The organism is Bisbaumannia salifodinae (genome assembly GCF_055388505.1).
The window spans coordinates 2,493,729-2,518,162 of sequence record NZ_AP043781.1; the positions used below are offsets into that span (position 1 = coordinate 2,493,729).

Sequence of the window (24,434 nt, forward strand, 5' to 3'; positions counted from 1 at the left end):
GCCCGGGCATTGTGTTTTCTAGAGGCGCCTCCTGCCTCACCGAGATGATAAGCGGCATAACTTGCGCTGGTATATCAGTGGGTTAGAATCCGCCGCCTACCATCGCCGGACGCCCCGCGCAAGCGAAAAATTGACCAAGCGGTCAGTTCTGGGTCAGACTGATGCCGCTAATCAAGCCTTTGCCTTGCCACAACGTCCAATAACACGAGGCCGCTATGACCACCCCCGCCGTGCACTACCCCTGGTACAAGAAGGAGGACACCGACGCCTTCTTCGCCCTCTTCCAGAACAATATCGCCAACTTCGTGATCATCGCCATCACCATGCTGGGCCTGGGCTTCCCCGCCGAGCTGGTCTTCGGCCAGGTGCTTCCCGGCGCCGCCGTGGCGGTGATGGTAGGCAACTTCTACTACGCCTACAGCGCCGCGCGCCTGGCCCGCAAGGAGAACCGCGCCGACGTCACCGCCCTCTCCTACGGCATCTCCACCCCGGTGATGTTCGTCTTCCTGTTCGGCGTGCTGCTGCCCGCCAAGCAGTTGACCGGCGACGCCGAGCTGGCCTGGAAGGTGGCGGTGGCGGCCTGCTTTATCAGCGGCGCCATCGAGGCGGTGATCAGCCTGATCGGTCGCTGGGTGCAGCGTAACCTGCCCCGGGCCGCCATGCTCGGCGCCGTGGCCGGGGTGGCGTTGACCTTTATCGCCGGCGAGATGCTCTTCAAGACCCTGGAGATCCCGGTGGTGGGCCTGCTGGTGCTGGCCATCATCATCGTCGGCCTGGTGGCCCGGGTCGCCATGCCCTTCCGCCTGCCCACCTCGCTGTTCGCGATCATCATCGGCTCGGCGCTGGCCTACCTGATCGGCGCCACCGAGGAGGGCCAGTTCGGCGACGCCTTCACCCACCTGGGCTTCTACCCGCTGCTGCCCAACATGGCCTGGTTCGAGGGCCTGGGGCTGCTCTTCACCACCATGCTGGCGATCCTCACCGTGGTGCTGCCCATCACCCTCTACAACGCCATCGAGACCATGAACAACGTGGAGGCCATGGAGGCCGCCGGCGACAAGTACGACGTCCGCGAGTGCCAGGCGGTGGATGGCGTGGGCACCATGCTCGGCGCCCTGTTCGGCGGCGTCTTCCCCACCACCGTCTATATCGCCACCGTGGGCGCCAAGTGGATGGGCGCCGGCCGCGGCTACAGCCTCCTCAACGGCGCCGTCTATGCCATCGCCACCATGTTCGGCCTGATCGCCGTGCTGGCGGCGATCATCCCGGTCTCGGTGGTGGCGCCGATCCTGGTCTTCGTCGGCATGTCGATGATCGCCACCGCCTTCCAGGCCAATGACACCCGCTACTACCCGGCGGTGGCCCTGGCCATGCTGCCCTACTTCGCCAACTACGTGATGACCCGCTTCGGCCGCGCCGCCGAGGAGACCGTGGCCGGCATCTCCAGCGGCATCGTGCCCCTGGGCCAGGGCGCCATGTTCACCGCCATCATGCTCGGCGCCATGACCGTCTCGGTGATCGACCAGCAGTTCCGCCGCGCCGCGGCCTTCGCCCTGGTGGCGGCGGGCTTCTCCTTCGTGGGCCTGATGCACGCCCCCAAGCTGGCCTTCAATGCCGCCCCGGACTTCGCCCTGGGCTATGTGGTGATGGCGGCCTTCTTCGCCTACTTCGCGCTCCAGGGTGCCCGGCAGGAGCGTCCCCTGCCCTCCGGCGACTGAGCTCACAGCACCCCAACGCAAAACGGCCCCGGCAATTGAACTGCACCCCGAAAGTTGGACACCCAATCCAACCTTCGGGGTGTTTTTATGAAGAAGCGATACGGCGAGAGGTTCAAGCTGCTGGTGGCACAGCAGGCTTTGCACGATGACACCAGCTTGAGGGAGGTAGCTCGCCAGCATGGTCTGGACCATTCCCTGGTACGGAAATGGCGGGACAACTATCGTCAGCATGGCGTGGTGGGGCTGCGCAAGAAATACACGCACCGCAGCGCGGCCTTCAAGCTGGAAGTCCTTGAGACGATGTGGCGAGATGGCTTGTCACGGCGCCAGGCGGAGGCCCTGTTCGATATCCGTGAGTCCGGTGTCATTGGCAAATGGGAGCGTCAATACCATAGTGGTGGTCTGACTGCGTTAGCACCGAAGCACAAGGGACGCCGCCCGATGACCAAAAAGCCGCCTTCTCCACCACCCCCGCCTGATGCAGAGCGCTCCCATGACGAGTTGCTCGAAGAGCTGGCGTATCTGCGGGCGGAGAATGCCTACCTAAAAAAGCTCGATGCCTTGATCCGGGAGAAGCGGACGACAACGCAGGGCAGAAAGCCCAAGTCGTCCAAGGGTTAAGGCACGAGCATTCGCTGGCTCTGCTGCTGCGTGCGGCTGAGCTACCGCGCAGCACGTTCTACTACCAGATCCGGGCCTTGGGCGCTGATGATCGGTACGCGCCCCTGAAGGCGCGTATCCGGGCGATCTATGACCGCCACAAGGGGCGCTATGGCTACCGGCGTATCACCGCCGTCCTGCGGCAGGCGGGTGAGGCGATCAATCACAAGACCGTCCAGCGGCTGATGCAGCAGTTGGGCTTGAAGTCCCTGGTTCGCCCCAAGCGGTATCGCGCCTACCGTGGGGCGGAAGGCTACGCCGCTCCCAATACGTTGCAGCGTCGATTTCAGGCTCAGCGTCCCCATCAGCGGTGGGTGACGGACATCACCGAATTCAAGGTCAATGGCCAGAAGCTCTACCTGTCACCGGTCATGGATCTGTATAACGGAGAGATCATTGCCTTCCAGACAGGACCGCGCCCGGTGTTCGACTTGGTGAAGGGTATGCTGAAGAAAGCCTTTGGCAGGCTGATGCCAGGGGATCGGCCGCTGCTCCACTCGGATCAGGGATGGCATTACCGACATCCCAGCTATCGCCGCCTGGTGGTCGAGCAGCGGATACTCCGCAGCATGTCGCGGAAAGGGAACTGTCTGGACAATGCTGCGATGGAGAGCTTCTTTGGCACCCTGAAGTCCGAGTACTACCATCTGAACCGGTTCGACACCGTGGAGCAGCTGCAGCAAGGCCTCGAGCGTTATATCCATTACTACAACCACGAGCGCATCAAGATGAAACTAAAAGGCCTGAGCCCTGTGCAGTACAGGACTCAGGCCTTGAGCACCGGCTGAGTGAACCGTCCAACTATTGGGGGTCAGTTCACAATTGGCGGGGCCGTTTGCCTCTTGGGCGAGGGGCTCAGGCGGCGTAGCGCGCCACGTCCAGTCCCTTGGGATCGATGCCGGGACAGCGCCCGCCCATCAGGTCGGCGAGTAGCTGACCGGAACCGCAGCTCATGGTCCAGCCCAGGGTACCGTGGCCGGTGTTGAGCCACAGGTTGTCGTACTTGGTGCCGCCGATGATCGGCGTGGAGTCCGGGGTCATGGGGCGCAGGCCGGTCCAGAACTCCGCCCGCGCCATGTCGCCGCCCTCGGGGAAGACATCCTTCACCACCATGCTGATGGTGGCGCGGCGCTTCTCCAGCAGGCTCAGGTCGTAGGAGGCCAGCTCGGCGGTGCCGCCGACCCGGATGCGGTCATCGAAGCGCGAGATCGCCACCTTGAAGGTCTCGTCCATCACCGTGGACTGGGGCGCGCCGCCGTCGTCCACCACCGGGATGGTCAGGCTGTAGCCCTTCACCGGGTAGATGGGCAGGCGGATATCCAGGTCCTTGACCAGCATCGGCGAAAAGCTGCCCAGGCAGACCACATAGGCATCGGCGGTGAGCTCGCCGGCGCTGGTCACCACGCTCTCCACCCGGCCGGCGCTGCGCTTGATACGCTCGATGGTCACGCCGAAGCGGAACTCGACGCCCAGATGGTCGCGGCAGTAGTCGGCCAGGCGGTTGGTGAAGAGGTGGCAGTCGCCGGTCTGGTCGTCGGGCAGGTGCAGGCCGCCGACGAACTTGCCGGGCACCCGGTTGAGGGCCGGCTCCACCGCCTTGACCTGCTCGGCATCGAGCAGGTCATGACGCACGCCGCACTGGGCCAGCACCTTCATGTCCTTGGCCACGGCCTCCACCTGGTAGTCGTGGCGGAACAGCTGCAGCAGGCCGCGTTGGCGATCCTCGTAGCGGATGCCGGTATCGGCGCGCAGGGTATCGATGCAGTGGCGGCTGTATTCCGCCACCCGCACCATGCGCTCCTTGTTCACGGCATAGCGGTCGGCGGTGCAGTTGTTGAACATCTGCATCATGAAGCGCGCCATGGAGGGATCCATCTTGGGCTGGATCTTCAGCGGGGCGTGCTCCTGGAACATCCACTTGACCGCCTTCTGGGGAATCCCCGGCGCGGCCCAGGGGGAGGAGAAGCCGAAGGAGACCTGGCCGGCGTTACCGTAGCTGGTCTCCATGGCCGGCGCCTCCTGGCGATCGACCACCGTGACCTCATGCCCCTGACGGGCCAGATAGTATGCGCTGGTAACACCCACGACGCCGCTGCCGAGAATCAGGACCTTCATCGCCTACCCCTCTTGTCATGCCATTGTTCGGGTTGGCCGGCGGCTGCCGGCGCAATGGCCGCAGTATAGGTCGATAAGGACAGGAAGATATTCCAAATACTAAGTTTCAACCATACTTTTAAATTAAAGATTTTTAAAAACATGGCCTTATTCTATTATAGAACAGTGTTTTTAATTTGTTTCCACTACCCTACTCATTCGCGCCCGCAGCAGGCGCCGACTCCACTGCCAGGCCAGGGCCCCGGCCAGCAAATTGCCCAGCGCCGCGCCCACCGCCAGACCCACCAGGTCCCCCAATCGCGCCCCCAGCCACAGGCAAGGCAGATAGCAGAGGAAGAGGCGCGCCGCCGACATCAGCATGGAACGCAGCGGCCAGCCCAGGGCATTGCCCGCCGAGACCATCAGCATGCACAACCCCAGCAGCGCATAGCTGGGCAGCAGGAAGCGAATCAACAGGGCCAGGTCCTCCTGCACCTCGGGGCTGCCGGAGAGCCCCGCCGCTACCCAGGGGGCCAGCAGTGCCAGCAGGCCACCCAGGACCAGCTGCCAGCCCACCACCACCCGCATCGCCAGACGGATCAGGCGATCGACCTGGCCCCAGTCGCCGGCGCCATAGCAGCGCCCCAGCCAGGGCGGCAGCGACATGGTCAGCGCCAGCACCACCACCAGCGAGAGGGTCTCCAGGCGGCTGGCCAGGCCCCAGGCGGCCACGCTGGCCTCCCCCAGGGTGGCCACCACGGCGATCGCCAGCATGGCCGCCAGGGGCGGCATCAACTGTCCTACCATGGCCGGCCCGGCGATGCCCAGGAAGGGCCGCGCCGAGCGCCGCGCCTCCTCGGCCAGTCCCTCGACGGCAAGCCAGGCCTGGCCGGCCAGGCGCCGAGCGACGATCCCCAAGCCCAGGGCGAAGGCCAGTACCGTGGCCCAGGCGGCGCCGGGCAGGCCCCACCCCTCCCAGGAGCCCAGGCCGAAGATCAGCAGCGGGTCCAACACCAGGTTGGCCAGGCTGGTCACCACCATCAGCTTGCCGGGGAGGCGGGTATCGCCATGGGCGCGAAACAGGCTATAGAAGAAATAGAGCAGGGCCCCCAGCCAGGCGGCCAACAGTTGGGGCGCCCAGTAGGCGCGGATCAGGCCCAGGGTCGCCGCATCGGCCCCCAGCAGGGCGAAGACGGGCGCCTGGATCAGCCACAGCAACAGCGCCAGGCCACCCAGCACCGCGGCACCCAGCAGCAGCACCAGGCTGCCCAGGCGGCGGGCCCGCTGCGCCTCGCCGGCGCCCAGGGCCCGGGAGATCAGGGCGGCGATGGCGATCCCCAGGCCCACCTGGATGCCGATAATCAGGAAACTGAGGGGGAAGGTGTAGGCCTGCGCCGCCAGGGGCGCGGTGCCCAGGCGGGCGATAAAGGCACTGTCGGTAAGCTGAAAGCCCAGCAGGGCCAGCACCCCGAGGGTCATGGGCCAGGTCTGGCGCCAGAGCTGGCGGGCCAGGCTCGGGGTGGAAGCGGTGGATGCGGACACGATGGCTCCGAGGTAAAACGTTAGCCGGCTAGTGTACCGCTTCTCCCCCTCGGAGGCAGGTCGCGTCAGTTGGTCAGGCCATCGCCATCCACCACCAGGGCCCCCAACAGGCGGCGGGTATCCTCGGCGGTCATCGGCTTGAAGCAGTAGTAGCCCTGTACCAGGTCACAGCCCAGGTCCCTCACCAGCTCCAGCTGCTCCTCGTTCTCGACCCCCTCGGCCACCACCTCCAGGCCCAGCTGATGGCCGATAAATACCGCCGCCGCCATGATCGCCCGGTCACTGGGCTGATCCGGGGCATCATGCACGAAGCTGCGATCCACTTTGAGGGAGGTCACCGGAAAGAGCTTGAGGTAGCTCAGCGAAGAGTAGCCGGTCCCGAAGTCGTCGATGGCGATCTTCATACCGCGATGATAGAGACGCCGCAGGTTGTCGAGCAGGCCGGTATTGGCCTTGATCAGCACGTTCTCGGTGAGCTCGATACCGATGTCAGCGGGCTCCAGGCCATGTCGCTCCAGGGCCGCCTCGAGTCGGGTGAAGAGTTCGGGATGCGCCACCTGGCGCCCGGACAGATTGATATCGATACGGTAGTCGCCGAGGCCCTCGTTCTTCCATTCCGCCCGCTGGCGACACGCCTCCTCGATGACCCAATCGCCGATGCGCTCGATCAGTTGGGAGCGCTCCGCCACCGGGATAAACTCCGCCGGCGACACCACCCCACCCTCCCGGGGAAACCAGCGCAGCAGTGCCTCCAGCTGCTCCACCCGACCGCTCACCGCCGAGACCTGGGGTTGATAGAAGAGTTGCAGCTCGCCCAGGCGCAGCGCCTGCTGCAGGCGTTCCACCATCTGATGCTCGTGGACCAGCTCGTCCTGGAGTTTCTGATTGAAGAACCAGTAGTGCTGGGTGGCAGAGAGCTTGGCCCGATTCTTGGCCACATCGGCGTTGTGAATCAGCTCCAGGGCCGTGGTGCCATTATCGGGGAAGAGGCTGATGCCCAGGCTCGCGGTGATATGCACCTCCCGCTCGCCGACCTGAAAGGGCAGCAGGAAGGCGTGCAGCACCTTGTCGACCAGGCGCATGGCGTCACTATCGTCGCGCAGCTGGCCGAAGGCCATCACGAATTCGTCGCTGCCGAAGCGCGACAGCAGGTCGGAGCTGCGCTGGCAGTTGCGTAGCCGTCGCGCCACCTGACGCAGCAGCATATCGCCCTGGGCATAGCCCTGGGCGTCATTGATTTCGGCGAAGCCGTCCAGGTCGATAAAGAGCACCGACAGGCCATGGGCCTGGCGTCGGCAACTCTCCAACTGCTCTTCCAGTTCGGTCTCGAAGGCGCGGCGGTTGGGCAGCAGGGTCAGGGTGTCGAAGCGAGTCACGAACTCCAGGTCCCGGTGGGCCTGCTTCTGCACCGAGAGGTCCACGTCGACGCAGAACATCAGGGGATCTGCGGTCTGCTCACCGAGCATCACATGGTGGGAGAAGACCGCCACCGGGGCACCGGACTTGTGACGTAGCTCCAGCTCCGAGGCGGGAATTTCGATGCCTCGCTCCACCCAGGCATGGTGAGCACTGATGACCCCCTCGCGCATGACCTCGGGGATGATCAGGTCCTCCAGCAGTTGGCCCTGGGCCTCCTCCGGTAGATAGCCGTAGAGGTGGGTACTGGCGGCATTCCAGTAGATCACCCGTCGCTGGCGATCATAGCCCTGCACTGCCACCTTGGGCAGGCTCTCCAGCAGGGCACGAAAGCGCTGTTCGCTCTCGCTATGGCGGCGTTGCACGTCGACCAGCTGACGCGAGGTATCGCTCCGCGGGCGACGCTGCGACGGCCAGCGGTACAACAGTAGTGCCGTGACCAGGGCACCGACGACCGCCACCAGGCTCATCCCCGGCGACGGCCACGCCATCCCCCCAAGGGTCAGGAAAGCGCCGAGCACCCCCATCAACACCACGCGATCCACAGACAGCCAGCCGGCCCTCGGGCCGAATATTGGGCGGGACTTTGCCGGCACGAGTCTCATCCATCCACAGTCAATGAAATGCGCAATTCTACCGCATTGCGCCCGGATAGCGCGGAATCCTTCTTACTTAACCTAGCAGGTCGCCGAGCATCCGCCCGGCGGCCTGCCAACGCAGCATCATCTCTCGATAAGCGCTCCTGCCGCCTCATGGGCCCTTCCTCATAGATACATTTCTTTGACATTTCGTATCACTTGTTTTCACGCTTTAGCTGTTGCCACGGCAACGGCTCCCATCCTGACGCCGCTTCCCGGCGGCATCCCAATGAGGATAGACCCATGAAACAGGAAAGCCTTAAGCACGGTTTCGATCTCTCGACCCTGATCGCCGAGACTCCCGCTCCCTACTGGCAGCCGGAGGTGTCCCAGACCCTGGCCCGCCAGGACTGGTGCCTCACCGATGTCTCATCGCACCTCGACCTGGACGCCTGGGGTAGCTTCCTGGCGACCCTGCCCCGGGATCCCTATGTCAATCGCCGCTGGAAACGCATGGCCTGGCTCTCGGTGGCCGACGATGGCGCCGTGGAGGTGATGGGGGACTGCCCCATGGCCCAGGGAGGGCGGTTCAACGATGCCGAGAGCATGGCCGACAAGCTGCGCTACTATCCGAGCCTGGAAGAGGAGTTCCTGGAACGCGCCGATGTGCATGACTTCGTGCGTCACTGGGCCAGGCTCTGGGGCATCGGCCCCAGGGAACCGATCCTGATGCAGATCACCGGGGTGCGCGGCAAGGGGACCCAGGATCCCCTCCAGGGTCAGGGCATTCATGCCGACGGTTGCCGCTTCCTGAGCATCCTGGTACTCAACCGCGACAACGTCGCCGGCGGCACCAGCCGAGCCTATGCCGACAAGGCGGGCAGCCGGGTACTGATGGAGCATACCCTGGCCCCGGGTGAGATCCTTCACCTGCGTGACGACCGGCTCTTCCATAGCGCCGATGCCCTGCATCAGGTGGCACCCGAGGCCCCCTTCGAGCGCTTTATCGTGATCATCAACAGTCGCTTCGTGGATCCCTTCCAGAACAAGATGCTCAAGCGCTACTTCCCGGATGCGGTACTCGATCCCCACTAACCCATCGCCATAAAAAAACGCCGGCTCCCCAGGGAGCCGGCGTTCTCGTGCGAGCCAGGGGAAGATTACTGGCGAATGCCCTCGAAGGTGACGTAGAGCTCCAGCTCATGCATCGCCTCGGGGAAGGCGCTCATGTCGATACCGTAGTCGGCCAGGGTCAGGAGGGTGCTGCCCTCGAAGCCGGCGCGGTAGTTGCCCCAGGGGTCATCGCCCTCGCCCATCAGGGTCACCGGCATCTCGATGGCCTGGGTCTGCCCCTTGAGGGTCAGCTCGCCGCTGAGCAGCCCTTCGCCCTCGCCGGTCGGCTCGAAGCCGGTGGAAACGAAGGTGGCGGTGGGGAAGCTGTCGGCGCCGAGGAAATCGTCGCTGAGGATATGCCGATCGCGCTCGGCGTGGTTGGTGTTCAGGCTACCCACCTGCACTTCCATCTCGACGCCGGACGCCTCCGGATTCTCCGGGTCGTAGCTGAAGCCGCCCTCGAACTCCTCGAAGCTGCCCAGGATGTAGGAAAAGCCCAGGTGACTGATCTTGAACTGCACGAAGGCGTGCTGCCCTTCGGTATCGATCACATAGTCGGCGGCCTGGGCCTGGCTCAGCGGAATCAGGGCGGCGGCGGCCAGGGTGGCCAGGGCGGTCTTCTTCAGCATAACTAACTCCTTGGGGGTCGAGCGATTCGGTCCATCGGTACCGCCAATCGGCACCCGGGACAGGATAGCGAAGGATTTCAGTAGGAACGTGCCACCATCATGCGTCTCAGCACGTCATGACGGTCGAGGAAGTGGTGCTTGAGGGCGGCCAGGGCATGCAGGCCGGCCAGGATCATCAGCGCCAGGGCGCTGTACCAGTGGACCTCGCCGGCGATGGACGCCTGGTCGGGCAGGCCGCTGATCAGTGCCGGCACCTCGAACCAGCCGAAGACGTCGATGCCGCGGCCCTTGGCGGTGGAGATCAGGTAGCCACTGACCATCACCGCCAGCATCAGGCCGTAGAGGCCGATATGGCCGAGGTGGGCGGCCAACCGCTCGAGACGCTTGCCGGGTACCCGGGGCGCCGGCTGGACCAGGCGCCAGACCAGCCGCGCCAGGGTCAATCCCAGCACGAGCATCCCCAGGGAGCGGTGCCACCAGGGGGCCAGGTTGTACCAAGCGTCGTAATAACCGAGGTCGGTCATCCACCAGCCCAACACGAAGAGCCCGATGATCGCCACGGCACTGATCCAATGCATGGCGATGGTAATCCAGCCCCAGCCGCTGCGGTGATTGCGCCACATCCTCGACGTCCTCTTGAGAAACGATAAGGCGCAGCTTAATCACTCGGCGAGGGGGACACACCCCCGGGAAGGTAAAGGGATTATTTCCCTGGAAGAAACAGTGTCTGGGGAACTTCTTGGCCAGGCCCCGAAACGACGCTCGTCCCGAGGGGCGAGCGTCGGTGCCGGAACGGGGCGGCGCTATGAAAGGGCATCCAGGCCGCGGGCCAGATCCGCCTTGAGATCCTCCAGCGACTCCAGCCCCACGGCGATGCGGATCAGCCCCTGGCTGATGCCGGCGGCCTCCCGCTGGGCATCGCTCAGGCGCCCATGGGTGGTGGTGGCGGGATGGGTGATGGTGGTCTTGACGTCGCCCAGGTTGCCGGTGATGGAAAGCAGCCGGGTGGCATCGATCACCGACCAGGCGCCCTCGCGCCCACCCTTGACCTCGACCCCCAGCACGGCGCCATAGCCCTGCTGCTGGCGGCTGGCCAGGTCATGCTGGGGGTGACTCTCCAGGCCGCTGTAGTAGACCCGGGTCACCGCCGGGTGCGCCTCCAGCCACTGGGCCAGGGCCTGGGCCTGGTCGCAGTGGGCACGCATGCGCAGCCCCAGGGTCTCGAGGCCCTTGGTGAAGATCCAGGCATTGAAGGGGCTCATGCAGGGGCCACAGGTACGCACCACCCCAAACAGCTCCTCCAGCTCCTGGTTGCGCCCCACCACGGCGCCGCCGATGGCGCGCCCCTGGCCATCCAGGTACTTGGTGGCGGAGTGAATCACCAGGTCGGCGCCGAGCGCCAGGGGCTTCTGCAGCGCCGGGGTCAGGAAGCAGTTGTCGATGGCGAGCAGCGCCCCGTGACGATGAGCGATCTCGGCGAGCGCGGCGATATCCACCAGCTCGGAGAGCGGGTTCGACGGCGTCTCGGCGAACAACAGCTTGGTGGCCGGGGTGATGGCGGCCTCCCAGGCGTCGAGGTCGGCCAGCTCCACATAGCGGGTGGTGATGCCGAACTTGCCCAGGTACTTGTCGAACAGGCTGACGGTGGAGCCGAACAGCGAGCGCGACGCCACGATCTCGTCCCCCGCCTTCAGCAGCGCCAGGGCGGTAGAGAGGATGGCGGCCATGCCGGAGGCGGTGGCCACGCAGCGCTCGCCTCCTTCCATGGCCGCCAGGCGCTCCTCGAAGGTGCGCACCGTGGGGTTGGTGAAGCGGGAGTAGACGTTGCCCGGCTCCTCGCCACCGAACTTGCGCGCCGCCTCGGCGGCGCTGCCATAGACGAAGCTGGAGGTGGGGAAGATGGGCTCGCCATGCTCCTGCTCCGCGGTACGCCGGTGGCCGGCGCGGATCGCCAGGGTCTCCAGCGACCAGTCGGCTTCGAACGGATGATTGTGGTCCATGACCTGCCCCTTAGTCGTCGATATCGTCGTCCTGGTTATGCATGCCCACCAGGGCATGATCGCCGGCGCTCTGCTGCTTGGCGCTGTCGTTGCGCGAGGCCTCCAGGGCCGCCAGGTAGGCGTCGTCGATATCACCGGTCACATAGTTGCCGTCGAACACCGAGCAGTCGAACTCCTGCATGGCCGGGTTGACCTCGCGGCAGGCGCTCTTCAGGTCCTCGAGGTCCTGGTAGAAGATGCGATCGGCGCCGATCAGCTCGCCCACCTCGGCCTCGCTGCGCCCATGGGCGATCAGCTCGTTGGCCGCCGGCATATCGATGCCGTAGACATTGGGGTAGCGCACCGGCGGCGCGGCGGAGGCGAAGTAGACCTTGTTGGCGCCGGCTTCCCGGGCCATCTGGATGATCTGCTTGCAGGTGGTACCACGCACGATGGAGTCGTCCACCAGCAGCACGTTCTTGCCCTTGAACTCGATATCGATGGCGTTGAGCTTCTGGCGCACCGACTTCTTGCGCTGGGTCTGGCCCGGCATGATAAAGGTGCGGCCGATATAGCGGTTCTTCATGAAGCCTTCGCGGAAGGTGACCCCCAGGTGCTGGGCCAGCTCCAGGGCCGAGGTGCGCGAGGTATCGGGGATCGGGATGACCACGTCGATATCGTGCTCCGGCCAGTCGCGCAGGATGCGATCGCCCAGCTTGCGGCCCATCTGCATGCGGGTGCCATACACATAGGCGCCGTCGAGGATGGAGTCCGGGCGCGCCAGGTAGACGTGTTCGAAGATACAGGGGGCGAGGGTCGGGGCGTCGGCGCACTGCTGGGTATGGATCGCGCCGGCCATGTCGACGAAGATCGCCTCCCCCGGCGCCAGGTCGCGATGCAGCTCGAAGCCGCCCACGTCGAGGGCCACCGACTCGGAGGCGATCATCACCTCCTGGTGGCCACCCTCGTCCTGGCGGGCACCGTAGACCACCGGGCGGATGCCGTGGGGGTCGCGGAAGGCCACCATGCCGAAGCCGTTGATGATGGCCACCGCCGCATAGCCGCCCTGGCAGCGCCGATGCACGCGACGCACCGCATCGAAGACATCCTCCGGCGACAGGTAGAGGCCCTGCTTGCCCAGCTCGTGGGCGAAGACATTGAGCAGCACCTCGGAGTCGGAGCTGGTGTTGATATGACGCAGGTCGGTGGAGAAGAGCTCCTGCTTGAGCTGATCGGAGTTGGTCAGGTTGCCGTTATGGGCCAGGGTGATGCCGTAGGGGGAGTTCACGTAGAAGGGCTGTGACTCCGCCTCGCTGGAGGAGCCGGCGGTGGGATAGCGCACATGACCGATGCCCAGGTTGCCCTTGAGGCGCGCCATATGGCGGGTATGGAAGACGTCCCGCACCAGGCCGTTGCTCTTGCGCAGCAGGAAGCGGCCCTCATGCCAGGTCATCATACCGGCGGCATCCTGCCCTCGGTGCTGGAGGACCGTCAGGGCATCATAGAGCGCCTGATTGACTGCCTGATTGGCCATAAGGCCCACGATACCGCACATTCCGCCTTACCTCGCTTGCATTGACTCGCTTGCATTGACCCACCGCGGCCACGGCCGCGGCGGTAAATTCTTGCCGCCGCCCTCAGGGGGTCTCGGTCGGCTCCGCCTCCCCGCCGCGCATGTCCGGCAGGGAGAGTTCGCGCCACTGCTCCAGGCGCTCGGGTTCGTTGAACTCCCAGGCCTCGAACTGGCTCACCGCCCAGTCGCGCAACTGCTCGAAGGGCGGGCGCAGCTCGGCCTGCTGCCAGGCCTCGAGCTGGGCCAGGGGCGTCAGGGAAATCAGAATCGTCACCAGCACCAGGATGGCGCCGCCCTTGAGGGTGCCGAAGGCGGCCCCCATCAGCCGGTTGAAGACGCCCATGCCGACCCACTCCACGGCGGCATGCAGCAGGCGGATCACGATGCCGCTGGCGATCACCACGCCGAGGATCACCAGGATAAAGGCCAGCACCAGGCGGGCGTCGGCGCTGTCGATCAGCCCGCTCAACAGCTCCGCCACCGGCTCGGCCAGGAAACGCGCCGCCAGCAGCGCCAGGATCCAGGCCCCCAGGCCCAGGGCCTCGCGCACCAGGCCACGCATGAAGCCGGTGAGCATGGTGATGGCCAGCACCGCCAGGAAGGCCCAGTCGAGCCAGGTCAGCGCCATGGCGATCTCTCCACTCGGACCGTTCGGCCCCTTCGGTATCGGCGCATACGCTTACTCCCTTACCCGGATCAGCAGGCCCTGGATATTGGCTTTCTCCTTGAGCTCGCCACGGGCCCGCTCCCCCGCCTCGGAGCTCTCGAAGGGGCCCACATAGACGGTGGTCAGGCCGTTATCCCGGGGGCGGCGGTAGGCGTTGAAGCCCTGCTCACCGAGCTGGCGCTCCAGGCGCTCGGCATTGGCCGGCTCGCCGAAGCTGCCCGCCTGCACCGCCCAGTCGCCGACCGCCGGCGGCCGAGAGTCCCCGCCGTTCTGGGCGGCCTGGGCCAGCTCGGCGATGGGATCCGCCGCCGGTTCACTGGGCGCCGGTTCGGGCTCCGGTGTGGCCTGGGGCTCGGGGATGGCGGCCACCCCGGGCGACTCGTCCGTCTCATCCGCTATCGTCGCCTCGGGCAGCGCCGTCACCCCGAGCGACGAACTCGACTCGTCATCGCCGCGCTCGGCCTCGAGCTCGCCCTCGAGGCTCGCCGGGGGCGCGGGTTCCGCCACCGGGTTGCGATCCACCGCGATGGGCTGCTCGATGGTCAGCACCGGCCGCGGCCGCTCCTCCCGGGGCGCGGGCTCATCGAACAGCATGGGCACGAAGATCACCCCCAGGGCGACCAGGATCAAGCCACCGCTCAGGCGCTCACGCATTCCATACTTCATCGGAACCTCCCCCGATCCTGGATCTTTGTGACGGCCCAGCCGGCCAGCACCTCGACCAGGGTAACGATCATGACTGCCAGCCGGCCAGCACCTCGGCCACGGTGAAGAAAGAGCCACAGACCAGCACCTCATCGGCCTCGCCCAGCCGCGGGGCGAGCCAGTCGGCGCCGGCCCGGGGCGAGTCGAGCTCGGCGAGTACCGCGCCGCCGGCGCTACGCACCACCTCGGCCAAGGCGGCGGCGGTGCGGGTCCGCTCCCCTTCCAGGGTGGCACAGACCCAGCCATCGATCACCGGCGCCAGGGCCATCACCACCCCCTCGGCATCCTTGTCGCCGAGCATGCCCAGCAGCGCATAGCGCCTGGCGCCCGGCGCCTGGCGTCGCTCGGCGAGGCGCGCCGCCAGGTAGGCCGCGGCGTGGGGATTATGCCCCACGTCCAGGCACCACTGACCCCGCCACTGCATGCGCCCGGCCAGGGTCACGCCGGCCAGGGCCCGACGACAGGCCTCGACCTTCAGGGTCACCCCCGCCAGCGCCAGGGCCTGGAGCGCCGTGGCGGCGTTGTCCAGGGGCAGGCCCGGGTCGGGCAGCGCCTCGAGTCGCAGGGCTGCGCCCTCGGCGTTCAGGCCCTGCCAGGCCCAGCCGTCGCCGGCGGCTTCGCGGTGGTAATCCTCGCCCAGGGTGTGGCGCACCGCCCCCAGCGTATCGGCCACCTCGGCCACGCTGGCGGGCAGGCTAGTGCTGCCCAGCACCGCCGGACGCCCCGGGCGCAGGATGCCGGCCTTCTCGCGGCCGATCCCCTCCAGGTCATCGCCCAGGAAGGCGGCGTGATCCTGGGCCACGGTGGTGACCACCGCCACGTCCGGGTCGATCACGTTGACCGCGTCCAGGCGCCCGCCGAGCCCCACTTCGAGGATGGCAAGCGCCGGGCGACGCCGGGCGATGGCCCAGAGCGCCGCCAGGGTGCCCGCCTCGAAATAGGTCAGGCTCACCGTCTCGCCCTCGAGGCGCGCCGCCTCCACCGCCTCGAAGCCGGCGATCAGGGTGGCATCGTCGGCCTCCTCGCCATCGAAGCGCAGCCGCTCGTTGTAGCGCAGCAGGTGCGGCGAGGTGTAGCTGGCGGTACTCAGCCCATGGGCACGCCCCAGGGCCTCCAGCATGGCCACCGTGGAGCCCTTGCCGTTGGTGCCGGCCACGGTGATCACCCGCTCGGCGATGGGGCCCGCCTCGAGGCCCAGGCGCCGGGCGACCCTGGCCACCCGCTCCAGGCCCAGGTCGATGCTCACCGGGTGCTGGCGTTCGAGGCGTTCCAGCCAGGCGTCGAGGGTCGAGGGCGTATCACTCATCGCTTAACGGGCGCCCTGGGCACTGTCGTCACCGGCATCGGCCTCCGGTTCGCCGGCCAGCGGCGCCTCTTCGGCGGCGGGAGCCGCCTCCGCCTGAGCCAGCGACGGCTGGCCGCTGAGCTTGCGCAGCACGCCGCCCAGGCGGGTGCGCATCTCGCTGCGGTGGACGATCATGTCGACCGCGCCATGCTCGAGGAGGAACTCGCTGCGCTGGAAGCCTTCCGGCAGCTTCTCGCGCACGGTCTGCTCGATCACCCGCGGCCCGGCGAAGCCGATCAGCGCATTGGGCTCGGCCACGTTGAGGTCACCGAGCATGGCCAGGGAGGCGGAGACGCCGCCATAGACCGGGTCGGTGAGCACCGAGATATAGGGCACCCCGGCCTGCTTGAGCTTCTCCAGGGCCGCCGAGGTCTTGGCCATCTGCATCAGCGAGAACAGCGCTTCCTGCATCCGCGCCCCGCCGGAGGCGGCGAAGCAGACCAGCGGGACGCCCTCTTCCAGGGCCCGGCTGGCGGCGCGCACGAACTTCTCGCCCACCACGGCGCCCATGGAACCGCCCATGAAGGTGAACTCGAAGGCCACCGCCACCACCGGCAGGCCATCCAGGCTGCCGCGCATGGCCACCAGGGCATCCTTCTCGCTGGTGCCCTTCTGGGCCGCGACCAGGCGATCCTTGTACTTCTTGGAGTCACGGAACTTGAGGCGATCCGTCGGCTCCAGGTCGGCGCTGATCTCCTCGCGGCCCTCCTTGTCGAGGAACCACTGCAGCCGCTTGCGGGCGGTCAGGCGCAGGTGGTGGTCACACTTGGGACAGACGTTGTGATGTTTCTCGAGCTCGGGGAGGTAGAGCACCGCCTCGCACTTGGGGCACTTGCGCCACAGGCCATCGGGAACGCTCGCACGGCGATCCTTGCGCTGAATGCGCCCCATGGACGGCACGATCTTGTCAAGCCAGCTCATAACAGAAGAGTTCCATCATAGGCGGCCCGGCAATCGCCGGGCCTGCAGTGAGTCAATACGAGTGCCGCGACGGCTCAGGCATCCAGGGCCTGGCGCATCTCGCCGAGCACCTTCTTCAATACCGGGGCGATGCCCTCCGGGGCCTCGCCCCCTTCGGCGATCCGGCTGACCAGGGCGCTGCCGACGATCACGCCGTCGGAGACGCCCCCCACCGCCGCCGCCGAGGCGCCATCGCGGATGCCGAAGCCGACGCACAGCGGCAGGTCGGTCAGGCGCCGCAGCGGCGCCAGGTGACTGGCCACGTCGCCGGCATCCACATTGGCCGAGCCGGTCACCCCCTTGAGGGAGACATAGTAGAGATAGCCCTCGCCATGGGCGCATATTGTAGCGGCCCGAGCCTCGGAGGTGGTAGGGGCCACCAGGAAGATCATCGCCAGGCCGCGAGCCTTGAGAATCGGCCCCAGCTCCTCGGCCTCCTCCGGCGGCATGTCGACGATCAGCACGCCGTCGACGCCGGCGCTCGCGGCCGCATCGGCGAAGGCCTCGTAGCCCAGCCGCTCGATGGGGTTGAGGTAACCCATCAGCACCACCGGAGTGGTGGCATCCTGGCGACGGAACTCGCCGACCATCTCGAACAGGTGGCTCAGCCGCACGCCCTTGGCCAGGGCGCGCTCGCAGGCCTTCTGGATCACCGGGCCATCGGCCATGGGGTCGGAGAAAGGCACCCCCAGCTCGATCACGTCGGCACCCGCCTCCACCAGGGCATGCATGAAGCCCACGGTGTGCTCGGGCCCCGGGTCCCCGGCGGTGAGGTAGGGAATCAGGGCCTTGCGGCCCTGCGCCTTGAGGTCGGCGAAACGTTGGTCGATACGATTCATCGGGGCGTCCTTAGATTACGATGCCGTCGAGCTTGGCAACGGTCATGATGTCCTTGTCACCGCGGCCGGAGAGGTTGACCACGATATGCTGGTCGGGGCGCATCGTCGGCGCCAGCACCTTGGCATGGGCCAGGGCATGGGCGGACTCCAGCGCGGGCATGATGCCCTCGACCCGGGTCAGCTCGCGGAACGCCTCGAGCACGGCGTCGTCGTTGGCGGTCACGTACTCGACCCGCCCCACGTCCTTCCACAGGGCGTGCTCGGGGCCGACGCCAGGGTAATCCAGGCCGGCGGAGATGGAGTGGGTATCGCTGACCTGCCCCGCCTCGTCGGACATCAGGTAGGTGCGGTTGCCATGCAGCACGCCGCGCGGCGCATTGGAGGCCAGCGGCGCGGCGTGGCGACCGGTCTCGACGCCGTCGCCGCCCGCCTCGACCCCGTACATCTTCACCTCGTCGTCCTCGACGAAGGGATAGAAGAGCCCCATGGCGTTGGAGCCGCCACCGACGCAGGCCACCAGGGCGTCCGGCAAACGGCCGATCTGCTCCAGGGACTGGCGGCGCGCCTCGCGGCCCACCACGGCATTGAAGTCGCGCACCAGCATCGGATAGGGGTGCGGGCCGGCCACGGTGCCGATGATATAGAAGGTGTTGTCGACGTTGGTGACCCAGTCGCGCAGCGCCTCGTTCATGGCGTCCTTGAGGGTGCGGGTACCGGACTCCACCGGGATCACCCTGGCGCCCAGCAGCTGCATGCGGTAGACGTTGAGCTTCTGGCGCTCGACGTCTTCGGCGCCCATATAGACCTCGCACTCCAGGCCCAGGCGCGCCGCCACCGTGGCGGTGGCCACGCCGTGCTGGCCGGCACCGGTCTCGGCGATGACCCGCGGCTTGCCGCTCTTCTTGGCCAGCAGGGCCTGGCCGATGGTGTTGTTCACCTTGTGGGCGCCGGTGTGGTTGAGGTCTTCCCGCTTCAGCCAGATCTGCGCGCCACCCAGTTCCCGTGACCATCGCTCGGCATGATAGAGCGGCGAGGGACGACCCACATAGTGGGCCAGGTCACGGTCGAATTCGGCCTGGAAGTCGGGATCGTCGCGAAGGCTCGCGTAGATGCTCTCCAACTCCTCCAGGGCGAAGCTCAACGTTTCCGATACGAACCGGCCGCCGTAGGGGCCGAAGTGGCCACGGGCATCGGGCAGTCGGGTCAGGTCGCTGAACTTGGTCACGAAAGACACCTCACAGGGTCGCTTGGGCTTGGATGGGATGGCTCAGGAATACCTGGCGCAGGAAGGCTGCGATCTTGGCGGGGTCCTTGACCCCGGGGGCGCTCTCCACCCCGCCGGAGACATCGACGGCGAAGGGGCGCACCGCGGCGATCGCCTGGCCGACATTGTCGGCGCTCAAGCCTCCCGCGAGAATAACAGGTTTTGCCAGGCTTGCGGGGATCCGCGACCAGTCGAAGGTCTCGCCGGTACCCCCCGGCACGCCGGGCTTGTAGGCGTCCAGCAGCAGGGCCCGGGCGCCGGCGTAGTCCGCCGCCGCGCCATGCAGATCGAGCCCCTCACGCATGCGCAGCGCCTTGATCCAGGGCCGCGGCAGGGCCGCGCAGAATTCGGGAGATTCCTTGCCGTGGAGCTGCAGCAGGTCCAGGTGCGCGGCGCAGCGGGCGATCAGCTCGGGCTCCTGGTCGACGAAGAGCCCCACCCGGGTGACGAAGGCCGGCACCCGGGCGCTCAAGGCGGCCAGGCGCTCGAGATCGATGCCGCGCTGGCTGCCCGGCCACATCACGAAGCCCAGGGCATCGGCGCCGGCGGCCACGGCGGCGTCGACGTCCGCCTCGCGGGTCAACCCGCAGATCTTGACCCGGGTACGTTGCAACATGGGGCTTACTCCTCGGCGGCGGTGAGGGAAGCGACCGGGCGGCCGCGACGGTACTCGACCATGGGGCAGTCGGGCAGGGGGCGCTCGCCGGTCCACTCGCCCAGGAAGGCCAGCAGGCTGGGGCCCAATGGCTCCCGGGGCAGCCCGTAGGCCTCGTCATAGAGGGAGTCGACGAAGTGCAGGCCACAGGCCGGGGCGGTCACGGCGCCCCGGGCGCGATCCTTCAGGGTCATCAGCTCGGCCAGGTAGGTCTCGGCCTGCTCGCCGCGCCCCACCGCCACCAGGGCGCCGGCGATATTGCGAATCATATGGTGCAGGAAGGCGTTGCCCTGGACGTCGATGACCACCAGGGGGCCATGGCGATGCACCTCGATAAAGTGCAGATGGCGCCAGGGGCTCTTCGACTGGCAGCCGGCGGCGCGGAAGCTGGAGAAGTCGTGCTCCCCCACCAGTACCTGGGCGGCGCGGTGCATGGCCTCGGCGTCCAGGGGGTCGCGACACCAGGTGACGTTGGCGCGCTCCAGCACCGGACGGCTGGGCTGGTTGAGGATCACGTAGCGGTAGCGCCGCGCCAGGGCCCTGAAGCGCGCATGGAAGTCGTCGGGCACCGGATGCACCCAGCGCACGGCGATATCCCGTGGCAGGTTGGCATTGACGCCGAACACCCAGGCCTTCTGGGAGCGCGGCGCCGGCGGGTCGAAATGCACCACCTGGCGGGTGGCATGCACGCCGCTGTCGGTGCGGCCGCTGCACAGCACCTTGACCGGGGCGGCGGCGACCCTCGACAGGGCCTCTTCCAGGGAGGCCTGCACCGAGGCGGCATGCTTGAGGCGCTGCCAGCCGCAGTAGGCGCTGCCATCGTATTCCACGCCCAGGGCCAGGCGTCCGGTCAGGGGGCGGGTCTCGTCTAGGGGCTCGAACAGGGGCATCGGCTCATCAGAGGTTGTGCTGGGCGATCAGGGCCCGCGCCTGCTCTCGTCGTTGGTCATCGCCGTCGGCCACGACGCGGGCCAGCAGCTCGGCGGCCCGCTCGCGCTCGCCCGTCTCGAGCAAGGCTTGGGCCTCGGCCAGGAGCCGCTGCGCTGCCGGGGCAGCGGCGGGAGCTTCATTATCCAGATCCGCGGCCGGGAAGGCCAGCTCCTCCACCTCCCAATCCGCGGGAATCGCCGCATCGGCCGGCGGCGCTGCCGCCTCGTCATCGCCGGTAAAGGCCACCTCGGGCTGCTGGGGCGTCTCGCCCTTGGGCTCGACGGGCTCGATCTGGGGCGGGCGATAGTCGATAATTCGCTCCCGTTCCGACGACTCGGCCCGGGGTGCCTCGGCCTCCGAGGCGCCGGGCTCGTCTCCCACATCCTGCGAGGGACCATAATCGATCATCCGCTCCACCGAGTCGGCCTGGGACGAATCGACACTCGGCTCACCGGGGCTTGGCCCCTGGGGCTCGGCGGGAGCCGAGGGCTCGCCATCGGCCTCCGCCTGGCAGCGGGTCTGCAGGCGAGCCAACTCGGCGGCCAGGGCGGGGTCACCGTGGGCCTTCAGCAGCTCGCCCTCGCGGCGCGCCGCCGCCCAGTCGCGCTGCTCCACCAGCACCGTCATCAGCTTCAGGCGCAGGTCATCGCGGCTGGGATCCCGAGCCAGGCTCGCCTCCAGTAATTCCCTGGCCTGGTCATAGCGGCCATAGGCGATAAAGATATCCGCCTCGCTGATCGCCTCCGCCTCGGGGAGGGCGCTACGCCCCGGCTGGGCCGGTCCGGGCACGGCCCAGGCCGGATGGGCCTCCGGCGCCGGGCTCGCCGCATAGAGCTCGGCGAAGCTCTGCCCCTCGTCCTCCTCGCGACGCCGGCGCAGCAGCGCCCAGAGCGCCAGCAGTAGCGCCAGGGCGGCACCGCCCAGGGCCAGAGTATGATCCCGGGCACCGGCCCAGATCGCTCCCCACCAGGGACGATTCTGAGCCGGGGCGCCCTCGGCAGGCGTCGCGCTATCGGGCGGCACGATCCCCCCGAGGCCGGCCCCATCGGCCCCACCATCATCGGCGACCAGGGCCGCCAACTGCTCGCGCAGGGCGGCCATCTCGTCGCGCAGGGCGGTGATTTCGCCACGCAGCTCATCACGCTCCTCGCGCAGCTCGGCCAACGCCGTCGCGGGGCGGGGCTCCTCGGCGAGCCCGGCCTCCTCCGCCGCGGACGACTGGGCCAGCAGCGGCTCGCCACTCTGCATTGGGGTGGGAGCGCGCTCCTCGACCACGTCTTCCCCTTCGGCCAGGCCATCCGCCGCGGCCAGGGCCGACGCCTTCGCTTCCTCGGCGACGGACTCCCCGAAGGCCGGCTCGATGGCGCCCTCCTCGTCGGCCTGACCCACCGCCTGCTCCGCCGCCAGCTCGGCATCGCTCAGCAGCACCAGCCGCGGGGCGGCCTGCTCGTCGCCGGCGCTTGGCGCCACGGCCTCGCCTTCCGCCTCTTGGGCGGCGGGCGCTGCCGGCGTCGACTCGGCGGAGGGCGCCGGAGTCTCGCCGCCTGACACCTCCGCGGCGGGTTCGGCCTCGGCTTGCACCTCGGCCTCACCATTCTCGGGAGGCAGCGCTTCCCGGGCGGCCTCGGCCCGGGGCGCCACCGCCGCAACCAGCGTCGGCATGGCTACCGGTGCCGGGGCGCCGCCGCCGCGATTGGCCCAGGCCTGGTGATGGGCCTGCACCAACTGGTCCGCCTCGGCCCGGGAGATCGCCACCAGGCCCTCGCGCCCCGGCACCCTCAGGGCAAAGCCGGCGCGCATCTGGTTGATATTGCCGTTGGGGAAGACCTCGGGGTTGGCCGCCACCAGGGCCAGCATCATCTGCTGCATGCTGACGTCGCTATCCGGGCGTAGCCGGCTGGCCACCGCCCAGAGGGTGTCCCCGGAGCGCACGAAGGCGGGATTACCCTGGGCCTGCGCCGCCGGAGAGGGGGCGGCTGGCGAGGAAACGGTCCGGGGTGTCGCGGCAGGCGCCGGAGTCGCGGGCGTGGCCGGCACCCGGGGCGCGGCGGGCTCCCCCAGGGGGCGGTAGTCCGGGGGATCCAGCAAGAGGGTGATCTGACGCAGTTGCTGGCCGCCTGGCCACTCCAGGTCGATCAGCAGGTCCAGGTAGGGTTCGTTGATCGGCTGGCGCGAGTCGAGTGCCAGCACCAGGCGGGCGCCGCGGCGCTCGACCCGGAAGCCGAGGTCGCGGAGCGGCTCACTGCGGGCCAGGCCGGCGCGGGCATAGGTCTGGGCATCGGCGAGGCGCGCCTGGAAGGCCGCCGGATCGAGCCCCTGGGTATCATAGAGGGGAATGGTGGCCTCCAGGGGCGCCCCCAGTGGAGAGTGCACCTCCAGCGCCCCCACCCCCAGGGCCAGCGCCTGGGGACTGGCCAGGGAGAGTCCGAGCAGCACGGCACCCTTGAGCTTGCGTTTCATGGCGGCCACCTATGGCTAAAGTGTCACTGTTTGTCAGTGTAACACTCAAGATACCGCTCTCCGCCCCGCCTTTCCCGGGGCGTTTCAACGGCCGCTGTACAAGGGAGCCATCATGCAAAACGCCTCCCTGGGGAGGCGTTTTGCGGCTTTCGCGTTTCCGGCGCTTATTGCTGTTCGCGGAGGATCTTGAGCATCCGCTTGAGGGGCTCGGCGGCGCCCCACAGCAGCTGGTCGCCGACGCTGAAGGCGGAGAGGTAGTCGCCGCCCATGGCCAGCTTGCGCAGGCGCCCCACCGGGACGCTGAGGGTGCCGGTGGCCGCCGCCGGGGTCAGGTCGGCGATGGTCGCCTCCTTGTCGTTGGGGATTACCTTGACCCAGTCGTTGTGCTTGGCGATGCGCTCCTCGATCTCGTCCAGGGGCACGTCCTGCTTCAGCTTGATGGTGAAGGCCTGGCTATGGGAGCGCATGGCACCGATACGCACGCAGAGGCCATCGATGGGGATGGGGTTGTTGTCGAGGCCGAGGATCTTGTTGGTCTCGACGCTGCCCTTCCACTCCTCCTTGCTCTGGCCGTTGTCACGCTTGACGTCGATCCACGGCAAGAGGCTGCCGGCCAGCGGCGCGGTGAAGTTCTCGGTGGGGAAGTCGCCGCCGCGCATGGCCGCGGTGACCTTGCGGTCGATATCCAGGATGGCGCTGGCCGGATCGGCGAGTTCGGAGGCCACGCTGTCGCGCAGGGCGCCCATCTGGTTGAGCAGCTCGCGCATATGCTTGGCGCCGGAGCCGGAGGCGGCCTGGTAGGTCATGGAGGTCATCCACTCGACCATACCGGCCTCGAAGAGCCCGCCCAGGCCCATCAGCATCAGCGACACGGTGCAGTTGCCGCCGACGAAGGTCTTGGCGCCCTTGGCCAGCTGAGTATCGATCACATGGCGGTTGACCGGATCCAGGACGATGGTCGCCTCGTCCGCCATGCGCAGGGTGCTGGCGGCGTCGATCCAGTAGCCCTTCCAGCCGGCCTGACGCAGGTCCTGATAGACCGCCTGGGTGTAATCGCCACCCTGACAGGTGATGACCACGTCCAGGGCCTTGAGGGCCTCCTGGTCGAAGGCGTCCTTGAGGGGGGGCACTTCCACGCCGACGTCCGGGCCCGGCTGACCGACCTGGGAGGTGGTGAAGAAGATGGGCTCGATGCCCTTGAAGTCTCCGTCTTCCACCATGCGCTGCATCAGCACGGAGCCCACCATGCCACGCCAACCGACAAAACCGACTTTCAACATGTGAATGTCCTCCTGAAAATATGTGTG

The 24,434-nt window shown here is 67.5% G+C and carries 20 protein-coding genes; 3 read left to right on the top strand and 17 right to left on the bottom strand.

Features of this window, described 5'->3' with window-relative positions; translation table 11 throughout:
* Positions 1-215: 215 nt before the first annotated feature.
* The gene (locus ACZ5EF_RS11665; protein WP_346064186.1) at positions 216-1,718 is read left to right on the top strand and encodes an NCS2 family permease; all 1,503 of its coding nucleotides are present in this window, start codon (positions 216-218) and stop codon (positions 1,716-1,718) included.
* An 87-nt stretch (positions 1,719-1,805) separates the two neighbouring features.
* A protein-coding gene (locus ACZ5EF_RS11670) for an IS3 family transposase (RefSeq protein WP_464122056.1) occupies positions 1,806-3,166 on the top strand; the annotation gives its coding sequence in 2 pieces (ribosomal slippage) (positions 1,806-2,262 and positions 2,262-3,166; 1,362 coding nt in all).
* Between the two features lie 67 nt (positions 3,167-3,233).
* Here ACZ5EF_RS11670 and ACZ5EF_RS11675 read toward each other — a convergent pair.
* From ACZ5EF_RS11675 to ACZ5EF_RS11685, 3 genes are all read right to left on the bottom strand, one after another.
* Positions 3,234-4,493, bottom strand: coding sequence for a D-amino acid dehydrogenase (locus ACZ5EF_RS11675; RefSeq protein ID WP_346062158.1), 1,260 nt, complete (start codon positions 4,491-4,493; stop codon positions 3,234-3,236).
* A 171-nt stretch (positions 4,494-4,664) separates the two neighbouring features.
* Entirely contained in the window at positions 4,665-5,951 is a 1,287-nt protein-coding gene (locus ACZ5EF_RS11680) for an MATE family efflux transporter (protein ID WP_346062162.1), read from the bottom strand.
* 128 nt (positions 5,952-6,079) lie between these two features.
* Positions 6,080-7,891 carry a putative bifunctional diguanylate cyclase/phosphodiesterase gene (locus ACZ5EF_RS11685; protein WP_346062157.1) on the bottom strand — a complete coding sequence of 604 codons (1,812 nt, stop codon included), beginning with the start codon at positions 7,889-7,891 and terminating at the stop codon, positions 6,080-6,082.
* A 420-nt stretch (positions 7,892-8,311) separates the two neighbouring features.
* On the opposite strand from ACZ5EF_RS11685, the gene ACZ5EF_RS11690 reads away from it, so the two are divergent.
* Entirely contained in the window at positions 8,312-9,103 is a 792-nt protein-coding gene (locus ACZ5EF_RS11690; protein ID WP_346062156.1) for a 2OG-Fe dioxygenase family protein, read from the top strand.
* A 65-nt stretch (positions 9,104-9,168) separates the two neighbouring features.
* Here ACZ5EF_RS11690 and ACZ5EF_RS11695 read toward each other — a convergent pair whose 3' ends face one another.
* The 14 genes from ACZ5EF_RS11695 to asd all read right to left on the bottom strand — a co-directional run bounded on the left by ACZ5EF_RS11695 (position 9,169) and on the right by asd (position 24,407).
* Positions 9,169-9,750 (bottom strand): YceI family protein, encoded by a 582-nt coding sequence (locus ACZ5EF_RS11695; RefSeq protein WP_346062155.1) that lies wholly within the window; start codon positions 9,748-9,750, stop codon positions 9,169-9,171.
* Positions 9,751-9,827: 77 nt separating this feature from the next.
* Positions 9,828-10,373: a cytochrome b gene (locus ACZ5EF_RS11700; protein ID WP_346062154.1), complete on the bottom strand. Its 546-nt coding sequence runs from the start codon at positions 10,371-10,373 to the stop codon at positions 9,828-9,830.
* A gap of 180 nt (positions 10,374-10,553) precedes the next feature.
* Positions 10,554-11,750: an O-succinylhomoserine sulfhydrylase gene (locus tag ACZ5EF_RS11705; protein ID WP_346062153.1), complete on the bottom strand. Its 1,197-nt coding sequence runs from the start codon at positions 11,748-11,750 to the stop codon at positions 10,554-10,556.
* A gap of 10 nt (positions 11,751-11,760) precedes the next feature.
* On the bottom strand, positions 11,761-13,284 hold the full coding sequence (gene purF / locus ACZ5EF_RS11710; protein WP_346062152.1) for an amidophosphoribosyltransferase: 1,524 nt from the start codon (positions 13,282-13,284) through the stop codon (positions 11,761-11,763).
* 82 nt (positions 13,285-13,366) lie between these two features.
* The gene (locus ACZ5EF_RS11715; protein WP_346062151.1) at positions 13,367-13,930 is read right to left on the bottom strand and encodes a CvpA family protein; all 564 of its coding nucleotides are present in this window, start codon (positions 13,928-13,930) and stop codon (positions 13,367-13,369) included.
* A gap of 51 nt (positions 13,931-13,981) precedes the next feature.
* Complete coding sequence (locus tag ACZ5EF_RS11720) at positions 13,982-14,635, bottom strand: SPOR domain-containing protein (protein ID WP_346062150.1); 654 nt, start codon at positions 14,633-14,635, stop codon at positions 13,982-13,984.
* 67 nt (positions 14,636-14,702) lie between these two features.
* The gene (gene folC, locus ACZ5EF_RS11725) at positions 14,703-15,980 is read right to left on the bottom strand and encodes a bifunctional tetrahydrofolate synthase/dihydrofolate synthase (protein ID WP_346062149.1); all 1,278 of its coding nucleotides are present in this window, start codon (positions 15,978-15,980) and stop codon (positions 14,703-14,705) included.
* Between the two features lie 3 nt (positions 15,981-15,983).
* Positions 15,984-16,940: an acetyl-CoA carboxylase, carboxyltransferase subunit beta gene (gene accD / locus ACZ5EF_RS11730; RefSeq protein WP_346062148.1), complete on the bottom strand. Its 957-nt coding sequence runs from the start codon at positions 16,938-16,940 to the stop codon at positions 15,984-15,986.
* A gap of 74 nt (positions 16,941-17,014) precedes the next feature.
* Positions 17,015-17,818 (bottom strand): tryptophan synthase subunit alpha, encoded by an 804-nt coding sequence (gene trpA / locus ACZ5EF_RS11735; RefSeq protein ID WP_346062147.1) that lies wholly within the window; start codon positions 17,816-17,818, stop codon positions 17,015-17,017.
* A 10-nt stretch (positions 17,819-17,828) separates the two neighbouring features.
* On the bottom strand, positions 17,829-19,043 hold the full coding sequence (trpB, locus tag ACZ5EF_RS11740) for a tryptophan synthase subunit beta (RefSeq protein WP_346062146.1): 1,215 nt from the start codon (positions 19,041-19,043) through the stop codon (positions 17,829-17,831).
* A gap of 10 nt (positions 19,044-19,053) precedes the next feature.
* Positions 19,054-19,698, bottom strand: coding sequence for a phosphoribosylanthranilate isomerase (locus ACZ5EF_RS11745; protein ID WP_346062145.1), 645 nt, complete (start codon positions 19,696-19,698; stop codon positions 19,054-19,056).
* Positions 19,699-19,703: 5 nt separating this feature from the next.
* Positions 19,704-20,627, bottom strand: coding sequence for a tRNA pseudouridine(38-40) synthase TruA (gene truA, locus ACZ5EF_RS11750; protein WP_346062144.1), 924 nt, complete (start codon positions 20,625-20,627; stop codon positions 19,704-19,706).
* A gap of 7 nt (positions 20,628-20,634) precedes the next feature.
* Positions 20,635-23,127 (bottom strand): FimV/HubP family polar landmark protein, encoded by a 2,493-nt coding sequence (locus ACZ5EF_RS11755; protein ID WP_346062143.1) that lies wholly within the window; start codon positions 23,125-23,127, stop codon positions 20,635-20,637.
* A 164-nt stretch (positions 23,128-23,291) separates the two neighbouring features.
* The gene (gene asd, locus ACZ5EF_RS11760; protein ID WP_346062142.1) at positions 23,292-24,407 is read right to left on the bottom strand and encodes an aspartate-semialdehyde dehydrogenase; all 1,116 of its coding nucleotides are present in this window, start codon (positions 24,405-24,407) and stop codon (positions 23,292-23,294) included.
* Positions 24,408-24,434 lie beyond the last annotated feature (27 nt).